Source organism: Agrobacterium tumefaciens, from assembly GCF_009649785.1.
GTDB classification, from domain to species: Bacteria; Pseudomonadota; Alphaproteobacteria; order Rhizobiales; family Rhizobiaceae; genus Agrobacterium; species Agrobacterium tumefaciens.
The window spans coordinates 284,664-294,008 of record NZ_WJOK01000004.1 but is presented as its reverse complement, the minus strand read 5'-3'; the positions used below and the strand labels follow the sequence as shown (position 1 = coordinate 294,008).

The 9,345-nt window shown below is 59.4% G+C and carries 8 protein-coding genes; 5 read left to right on the top strand and 3 right to left on the bottom strand.

Annotated features, from left to right (window positions below; genetic code table 11):
• From GH784_RS06640 to GH784_RS06630, 3 genes are all read right to left on the bottom strand, one after another.
• Positions 1-537: carbohydrate ABC transporter permease (locus GH784_RS06640; protein ID WP_194842950.1), on the bottom strand; the 537-nt coding region annotated here is incomplete at its 3' end.
• Between the two features lie 71 nt (positions 538-608).
• The gene (locus GH784_RS06635) at positions 609-1,886 is read right to left on the bottom strand and encodes a D-tagatose-bisphosphate aldolase, class II, non-catalytic subunit (RefSeq protein WP_035199362.1); all 1,278 of its coding nucleotides are present in this window, start codon (positions 1,884-1,886) and stop codon (positions 609-611) included.
• On the bottom strand, positions 1,883-2,890 hold the full coding sequence (locus tag GH784_RS06630) for a tagatose kinase (protein ID WP_161986949.1): 1,008 nt from the start codon (positions 2,888-2,890) through the stop codon (positions 1,883-1,885). The genes GH784_RS06635 and GH784_RS06630 overlap by 4 nt, the downstream gene beginning before the upstream one ends.
• 311 nt (positions 2,891-3,201) lie before the next feature.
• On the opposite strand from GH784_RS06630, the gene GH784_RS06625 reads away from it, so the two are divergent.
• The 5 genes from GH784_RS06625 (at position 3,202) to GH784_RS06605 (ending at position 9,334) form a co-directional block, all read left to right on the top strand.
• A complete protein-coding gene (locus GH784_RS06625) occupies positions 3,202-4,515 on the top strand; it encodes an ABC transporter substrate-binding protein (protein ID WP_013761438.1) in 1,314 nt (437 codons plus the stop codon).
• A 270-nt stretch (positions 4,516-4,785) separates the two neighbouring features.
• Positions 4,786-5,556, top strand: coding sequence for a galactitol 2-dehydrogenase (locus tag GH784_RS06620; protein ID WP_025595922.1), 771 nt, complete (start codon positions 4,786-4,788; stop codon positions 5,554-5,556).
• Positions 5,557-5,572: 16 nt separating this feature from the next.
• Positions 5,573-6,583, top strand: a complete 1,011-nt coding sequence (locus tag GH784_RS06615) for a D-altritol 5-dehydrogenase (protein ID WP_065705505.1) — start codon at positions 5,573-5,575, stop codon at positions 6,581-6,583.
• A gap of 116 nt (positions 6,584-6,699) precedes the next feature.
• Complete coding sequence (locus GH784_RS06610; RefSeq protein ID WP_019566487.1) at positions 6,700-7,713, top strand: LacI family DNA-binding transcriptional regulator; 1,014 nt, start codon at positions 6,700-6,702, stop codon at positions 7,711-7,713.
• Positions 7,714-7,975: 262 nt separating this feature from the next.
• Entirely contained in the window at positions 7,976-9,334 is a 1,359-nt protein-coding gene (locus GH784_RS06605) for an NAD(P)H-dependent oxidoreductase (protein ID WP_153793287.1), read from the top strand.
• The last annotated feature ends 11 nt before the right edge of the window (positions 9,335-9,345 follow it).

Sequence of the window (9,345 nt, the reverse complement as noted above, 5' to 3'; positions counted from 1 at the left end):
CTGCAGGGCTGTGAGCAGGATCAGCGTTGCAAAGGGCAGCCATTGCCAGGCGACGATGATGATGATGGAGAGCAGCGGAAACTGCGCGAACCAGTCGACCGGCTGCAGGCCGAAGAAGCGCGACAGATCGGCAAGTACGCCGTAACCGGGATGCATGATCATGTTCTTCCACACCAGCGCCGCGACAGGCGGCATGACGAAGAAGGGCGAGATGATCATGATGCGCACGATGCCCTGACCGAAGATGTCCTGGTCAAGCAGAAGCGCAATCGCAATACCGCCGATGACAGTGATCAGAAGCACGCCGCCGACGATGGCAAGCGTGTTGAAGATCGACTGGAAGAAGGCCGGATCGGTATAGAAATACTGGTAATTGAACAGGCCCGCGAAGCTGACATTGGCAGGGTTGAGGAGATTGTAGTTCTGGAACGAAAACCACAGCGTCATCGCCAGGGGCACGATCATCCACACCAGCAAAAGCAGCACCGAAGGCGCAAGCATAACCCGCGCCAGACCGCTCGTGTTTCGTGTTGCCATTGGTAGTCCCCTCCATGACCGATACCCGCAACGTCTCCGCCGGGGCATCCGAATTTAACTTGACGATTGTCTTAGCAGCGACCTTCGCCCGTCGCCGCATGGTAGGTTGCTAGCACCTGATCCACCGCGGCGATCAGAACCTCCTCCATATCCTTGCCTGCAACCGTGGCGAGCGGCAGCTCGCCGAGGTATTGGCGCAGCAGGGTTTCGGGAATTGTCTTCCCGTCAAGCGCCTTATGCAAGGCGGAAACGGCTGCGAGCGCCTCGGGCCTTGTCCAGTAATAGCGAATGCGGTCGCTGTAGCTGTAGTGACGCTGCAATCTGAGCGTGATGTCATCACCATGGTAGTGACCCTGCCAGTCGCCGGGCGCGCCGAGCATCAGCTGTTCCATGGTCCGCGCCAGCGGCCGGTCGCCATAGCCGCCGACCATCTCGGATGCGATCATATCGAGAGCGTAGAGTGCTTCGCGGTAAGCGAAGGTCAGCCCCGGACCGACTTTCAGGATCGGATATCCATCGCGCACAAGGGCGCCAAGCGCTGCTCTCGTTTGATAATCCGTCGAGTGCGCCTCAAAGACCAGTTGCGGTTCGCCGTCCAGTACGGCGCTGAGCGCCGTGGCCGCATCCGGATTGTAAGCGACGACATTGTCGCTGCCGAATTCCACGCCGGGCTGCACGACAAAGGCAATGACCCGTTCGAACGCATCGGAAAGACCGTGCTGCGCGAATATCTCACGGTGCAGGTCAATGGTCGTGCGCGCCGCCTGCGGCTCGGTGGGCGCCACCGTGTCGAGCACGTGATCGGCGCCGCCCGGCACCGGCACTTCGGTGCCGAGAATGTAAAGCGGTTTTGGCAGGCCCGCCTCCACGGCTGCCTTTTCGGCGACAGCCGCGAGTTTTGCCGCACGATTGGCAATGGTCACGTCATCCAGTGCGGCCGGCTCACCGGCGCAGCCCATCGACGCATCCAGATGAATCTTGCGAAAACCGGCTGTGACATAGGCTTCGACCATGGTGGCTGCTTTTGTCAGCGCGTCCTCGGCTTTCTCCTTGCGCCAGGGATTGGGACCGAGATGATCGCCGCCGAAAATCAGGAGCTCGCCGGGCAGTCCTTCTTCCTGCGCAATGCTGTTGACGAAGGTAACGAAGTCGCGCGGCGTCATGCCGGTATAACCGCCGAGATGATTGACCTGGTTGCAGGTGGCCTCGATCAGCACGGCTGTTTGACCGGCAGCGGCGCGGCGGATTGCGGCGCGCAGGACAACGGGGTGGGCAGAGCAGACCGAAGTGATGCCTGCGGGCTTGCCGGCACGGCGCGCGGCGGCGAGGTTTTCCAGAATGGCGGTCATAGGACTTCCTCCGACAATAGCGCGGTCATGAAGGCGTCAAGTTCGGCAAGGCTGGCAGCGCCCTCCATGGGGCCGCGCTTTATGACGTTGTGCGCGCCGGATGCATTGGCATAGGCGAGCGCTCTTTCGGGATGCATGCCGAGGCGGCGGCAGGTGAGGTAAGTTGCGCCGAAACAGTCGCCGGCGCCGGTCGGATCAATTTCCGAGACCGTCAGTCCGGGGGCGTCGATGCGGCCATAGGCGCGGCTGAAGTGGCTGGCGCCTTGCGCGCCGCGCTTCAGCACGATCTCGCCGATACCGGAGGCGAGGAGCTTTTCTATCGCTGCGTCCTCGTCATCCAGACCGGAGGCAGCTTGAAGTTCTTCGCCGGAAGGCAGCAGAAGGTCGGTGACATCAAGGAGATCGTCGATCAGCTTGCGGCCCTCGTTACCCTGCACCAGTTCCTTGCGGATGTTCGGATCGAAAGACACCGAGCCGCCGCGCGCCTTGACGCTTTTGATCGCCTCGAGAATGATCTCGCCGATACCGGCAATCGCAAATGCCGATCCCATGACGTGCACATGGCCCGCCTGTTCGATGAGAGCCTGCGCCTTATCAGTCATGTGCGTTTCGCGCGCTGCCGAATGGGCGATGTTGAAAACGAAATCCCGTGCGCCGTTTTCCCTGTAGCGGACAAAAGCGCTGCCGGTCGGCCGGTCCGCAATGGTGGCGATGGCCGATATGTCCACGCCGTCACGGCGCAGCCGCTCGATGTTGAGGCGGCCGAAATCGTCATCGCCAACCGCCGCGATAATGCCGGCGCTGCCGCCGCAACGCGCGACCTGATCGATGAAAATGGCGGGCGCGCCGCTTGGAAAGGGGCCGATCAGCGTTTGCGGCTCGAGAAAGCCGTCGCCCACTGTCGTCGCCATGATTTCCACGAGGATTTCACCCGCCGTAATGGTCGGGCCTTTCGCGTGCGGCGCAAGTGCGGATACCTGCCTCATCATCTCCTCCATATACATTCGGCTCCCACCTTTCCGGTGGGTACAAATCCCCGGCGTCCCGGCTCTGTTATTTTCCGGATATCAGCTAAAATTTACGCGCGTCAAGATATTTTTTGATGATGTTTTTGTTGCGATGCAGCAAGTAAAGCGGATCATGTAATTATTTTTGATGACATTATCGAATTTAAAACAGCGAGTTATAGCAATATATCCAAGAGTGCTCACGTCACAGTTTATTTTTGGATGTTGACAAATGGCGCGATTTTGCGAGATAAAAATTTACGCATGTATTGTTATGCGTGGACATCCGTAAAGGAGGAGCGGGTCTCATGAGCAAATTCATTGGAATTCTGTCGTCGTCTGTGGTTGGAGCGGGCCTTTTGGCCGGACTTGCGCAGGCGGAAGAAATCAACATCGCCACCGTCAACAATGGCGACATGATCATCATGCAGAAGCTTTCCAGCGCCTGGGAGAAGGAAACAGGAAACAAGATCAACTGGATCGTGCTGGAGGAGAATGTTCTGCGCGAACGCGTCACCACCGATATCGCCACCAATGGCGGCCAGTTCGACATCATGACCATCGGCGGTTACGAAGCGCCGATCTGGGGCAAGCAGGGCTGGCTGGCTCCGGTCGATGATCTCGGCGACGATTACGATTACGCCGATCTGCTCGATCCGATCAAAAAGGGCCTGACGGTGGACGGCAAGCTTTACGCGGTGCCGTTTTATACCGAAAGCTCGTTCACCCTTTACCGCAAGGACCTGTTCGACGCGGCCGGCCTGAAAATGCCTGATAATCCGAGCTACGACCAGATCAAGGACTTCGCGGCCAAGCTGACGGACAAGTCGAAACAGCAATATGGCATTTGCCTGCGCGGCAAGCCGGGCTGGGGCGAGAACATGGCTTTCCTCGGTACCATGATCAATACCTATGGTGGACGCTGGTTCGACATGGACTGGAAGCCGCAGCTGACGAGCGAGCCGTGGAAAAAGGCGATCTCGGATTATGTTGCGCTGATGACCTCCTACGGCCCGCCCGGTGCGGCGACCAACGGCTTTAACGAGAACCAGACGCTGTTCGCATCCGGCCATTGCGCGATGTGGATCGACGCCACCTCGGCTGCGGGACGTATCTACGATCCCAAACAGAGCCAGGTTGCCGACAAGACCGCTTTCACCCGTGCTCCGGTAGAGGCAACGCCGAACGGATCGAGCTGGTCGTGGTCATGGAACCTTGCAATTCCGAACACAACGAAGAAGCTCGAAACCGCCAAGTCATTCGTTAAATGGGCGACCTCGAAGAACTATGTGAAGACGGTCGGCGAAAGCGAAGGCTGGGTCGCCGTGCCGCCCGGTACGCGCAAATCCACCTATGAGCTGCCAGAATACAAGAAAGCCGCACCCTTTGCGGATACGGTGCTGAAAGCCATCATGTCCGCCGATCCGTCGAAGCCGACAAAGGATCCGGTTCCCTATACCGGCGTGCAGTTCGTCGCCATACCGGAATTCCAGTCGATCGGCACGGTTGTCGGCCAGCAGATTGCGGCAGCACTCTCCGGCCAGCAGACCGTCGATACGGCGCTCGAAGGCGCCCAGAAACAGGTCGAGCGTGATATGACCCGCGCGGGCTACATCAAGTAGCCGCGTCCTCCCGGCGTGCCGCCCGTTCGTCACTTTGGCGGCGGGCGGCATGGGTGGGGCTGGCGCACCCGCCGCCCTCATTCCTGTGCTTGTCACAGAAATCCAGTCAGCCCAAGTCCTTGGGCTGAAAAGGACTCTCTCGCCACGCAGACGCGCGTCAGCTGGATTCCTGTGACAAGCACAGGAATGAGGGGAGTGAGAAAATCGCATCTAACACAAACGCGCATGGCCGAGTTCATCCATTACCCGCCATGCATCACGGAGATCGACATGAGATTGAAGAACAAGGTCGCGCTGATTACCGGCGCCGCCCGCGGCATCGGCCTTGGTTTTGCACAGGCTTTCGCCGATGAGGGTGCAAAGGTCATCATCGCCGATATCGATATTGCCAGGGCAACCGCTTCTGCAGCCGCTATCGGCCCATCCGCCAAGGCCATCCGGCTGGACGTGACTGACCTTGGTCAGATCGATGCGGTTGTAAAGGCGGTCGATGAGGAATTCGGCGGCATCGATATTCTCGTCAACAATGCCGCGATCTTCGATATGGCGCCGATCAACGGCATTACCGAAGAGAGCTATGAGCGGGTTTTCGACATCAATCTCAAGGGGCCGCTTTTCATGATGAAGGCCGTCTCCAATGTCATGATCGCGCGCGCGCGCGGCGGCAAGATCATCAATATGGCGAGCCAGGCCGGTCGGCGGGGCGAGGCGCTCGTCACGCTTTATTGCGCTTCCAAAGCGGCGATCATTTCCGCCACGCAGTCGGCGGCGCTGGCGCTCGTCAAACACGGCATCAACGTCAATGCGATTGCGCCGGGTGTCGTGGATGGCGAGCATTGGGAAGTGGTCGATGCGCATTTCGCCAAATGGGAAGGCTTGAAGCCGGGTGAGAAGAAGGCGGCGGTGGCCAAATCCGTGCCGATCGGCCGTTTCGCCACGCCGGATGACATCAAGGGCCTTGCAGTTTTCCTCGCCTCTTCCGACAGCGACTATATTCTCGCCCAGACATATAATGTCGACGGCGGCAACTGGATGAGCTGAAAAGCCGGAGATGACCATGCATGCGATTCAATTCGTCGAGAAGGGACGTGCCGTGCTTACGGACGTGCCCGTCGCCGATCTGCCACCGGGGCATGCCCTTGTCCGGGTCAAGGCTTCGGGGCTGTGCCATACCGATATCGACGTGCTGCATGCGCGTTACGGTGACGGTGCCTTTCCCGTCATTCCCGGCCATGAATATGCCGGTGAAGTCGCGGCGGTGGCGGCAGACGTCACAGGCATCAAGGTCGGCGACAGGGTTGTCGTCGATCCCAATCTGCCCTGCGGCACCTGCCCCAGTTGCAGGAAAGGGCTTACCAACCTTTGCAGCACGCTGAAGGCCTATGGCGTTTCCCACAATGGCGGTTTTGCGGAATTCAGCGTGGTGCGCGCCGACCAACTGCATGGCATAGGTTCCATGCCCTATCACGTGGCAGCACTTGCCGAACCGCTCGCCTGCGTCGTCAACGGCATGCAGAGCGCGGGTATTGGCGAGAGTGGGTCGGTGCCGGGCAATGCGCTTGTTTTTGGCGCCGGCCCCATCGGCCTGCTGCTCGCCCTGTCGCTGAAATCACGCGGCATCGCGACGGTGACGATTGCTGACATCAACGAAAGCAGGCTGGACTTCGCTGAAAGTCTTGGACTTCAGACGGCGGTTTCCGGGTCTGAGGCGCTGCTGCGGCAACAGAAGGCGTTCGATTTCGTGGCGGATGCGACCGGCATCGCAGCTGTTGCGGAAGCAATGATCCCGCTGGTCGCGGATGGCGGCACGGCGCTGTTTTTCGGTGTCTGCGCGCCGGATGCCCGTATCTCGGTTGCGCCTTTCGAAATCTTCCGGCGGCAGCTGAAGCTTGTCGGCTCACATTCGCTGAACCGCAACATACCGCAGGCGCTTGCCATTCTGGAAACGGATGGCGATGTCATGGCGCGGCTGGTGTCGCACCGGCTGCCGCTTTCGGATATGCTGCCGTTCTTTATGAAAAAGCCGTCCGATCCGGCCACGATGAAAGTGCAATTTGCAGCCGAATGATCGTTTGGCCGTTGATAACCGTATTCGACCGGCTTTTCGTGCGAAGGCCGGTCGATATAGAGTACCACATGTAATATTTCATGGGGGCAAGCACTTTGGCCAAATCTATCAGGACGATGGAAGAGTTCTCGGAATTCGTCGGCCTTTCCCGCCCGACTGTTTCGAAATACTTCAATGATCCGGCCTCGGTCCGCAAGAAGACGCGGGATGCCATCGAGGATGCGCTGAAGAAGTCGGGCTTCCGACCGAATATCTTCGCCGTCAACCTCAACCGCCGCCGCTCCAATATCATCGGCATCATCATTCCCAACTCAACCGACCCGTTCTACATGGCGCTGACGAGCCGTATCGAACTCATCGCCAACGAGGCGGGGTTCCTTGCCTTCGTGCTGTCGTCCGACGGCAAGGCGGAAATCGAGGATCGGGCCATCCGCACCTTCAAGTCGATGAATGTCGCGGGCGCCATCATCGCTCCGCTCGGCGTCAAGTCCCATCGCGCCACGCTAGAGCAGCTGGCGGCCAGCATACCGATCGTCTATGTCGATTCTCCACTCGACGAAACCTCGGCCTTCGTCGGCACCGACAACCGCCAGAGCGTCGGGCTGATGGTGGATTATCTCTGCCGTTCGGGCGAGCCGCCCTGTTTCTTCGACATGCCGCAGGTCAATACCAACGCCGCAACGCGCCGCACGGCCTATGAGGAGGCGATGCAGCGTCTTGGTTTCGAGCCGCATGTCATCGGTGTTCCCGGCACCGTAACCTGGGATTTCGAGCGTTTCGCCTTTGATGAAGCGACCCGGTTACTGGATGGGGCAGGGCATTTGCCCTCCCGCACTATTTTATGCGCCAATGACCGTATCGCCTTCGGCGTCATCGCCGCCGCCTTCCAGAAGGGCATCAGGGTCGGCCATGGCACGGATTACGATCTCAGGGTAGCCGGCCATGACGATCATCCGCTTTCGCGTTATGCCTGCCCGCCGATTACTACGGTGGCGCAAAATTACAACGAGATCGGCAGGCTATCGATCGAACTTCTGCTGCAGAAGTTGAACGAGGAGGCGGATGACACGACACGGATGCGCGAGCGCATTCTCCTCAGTGCCGATCTGATGCTGCGCAAATCGGCTTGATAGTTTGTTAGAAAAATTAAAAGAAAAATCTGTTTTTCTAAATAGAACTAATATTTGAACGCTCCTACTCTGTTCCCAGGGTTGCTTTGGGAGGCGACCGCGGGAGCCGGCGCAAGTGTGTGCCGGGATCCGGGAGGAACGCAGAAACGTCATGTCTTCGGTGCCGCGAGGGTTAACCCTTCGTAGCCTCGGTATCGCATGGCCTTCGCCGGGCTGACTGGGCACTCTCGCCAGCAATTTCCCCAGCGAAGGATGTCAAAACATGAATCTCTATTCTCTTCTGTCGCAGCGCGCAGCCGGTGGCAAGCCCGTCAGGGTGGGTCTCATCGGTGCCGGCAAGTTCGGTTCCATGGTTCTGGCGCAGGCGCAGCGCATCGCCGGTTTCCACATGGTCGCCGTCGCTGATCTCAATGTCGGCAAGGCGCGGGAATCGTTTGACCGCGTCGGCTGGCCGAAGGAGCGTTATGACGCGACGAGCTGCGCCGATGCGCTGAAGAGCGGCAAGACCTATGTGACCGACGATGTGAACGAACTGTTCGCCTGCGGCGAGATTGAATGCGTGATCGAGGCGACCGGCCATCCGCTGGCTGGCGCGCGCCATGCGCTCGGAGCCATCGACCACAACAAACATGTCGTCATGGTCAATGTGGAAGCCGATGTGATGGTCGGGCCGATCCTGGCCGAAAAGGCGAGGGCCAAGGGTCTTATCTACTCCATGGCTTACGGTGACCAGCCGGCCCTGATCTGCGAATTGGTCGATTGGGCACGCGCCACCGGCTTCGAGGTCGTTTCCGCCGGCAAGGGGATGAATTTCGAGCCGCGTTACCGGTATTCGACGCCTGATACGGTCTGGAGCTACTTCGGCTGGACTGACGAGGAAGTGGCCAAGGGCGACTTCAATCCGAAAATGTACAATTCATTTACCGACGGCACCAAGGCGGCCATCGAAATGGCGGCGGTCGCAAACGGCACGGGGCTGGATTGCCCGGATGACGGTCTGGCCTTCCCGCCCGCAGGCCTGCATGATCTCGCCCGCGTCTTTCGCCCTGCTGCCGATGGCGGCCGCATGTCGCGTTCCGGTCTCGTGGATATTGCCGCAAGCCAGGAGCCGGATGGTCGCGAGGTGTTTAATAACATCCGTTACGGCGTTTTCGTCACCTTCAAGGCGCATAACGAATATGCCCGCGCCTGCTTCAAGCAATATGGACTGCTGACCGATCCTTCGGGCTGGTACGCCTCTATGTGGCGTCCGTTCCACATCATCGGTCTCGAAACTTCGATAAGCGTGCTTTCGGCCGTACTGCGCAATGAGGCCACCGGTTGCTCGAAGGAGTTCCGCGGCGATGCGGTCGCGACGGCCAAGAAGGACATGCAGCCCGGCGAAATGCTTGATGGCGAGGGCGGTTACGCGGTTTGGGCCAATGCCATCCCTGCCACCCGCAGCCTCGACATCAAGGCGCTGCCGATCGGCCTTGCCCATAATGTCAAGCTGAAGCGCGCCATCAAGAAGGACCAGATCGTCAGCTTCGACGATGTGGAACTGGTGCGCGACCTGGATGTGGTGAAGCTTCGCCAAGACATGGAAAACCAGTTCCGTCCGCAAAAAGATGCTGCGGCGTGATGGACGGAGAA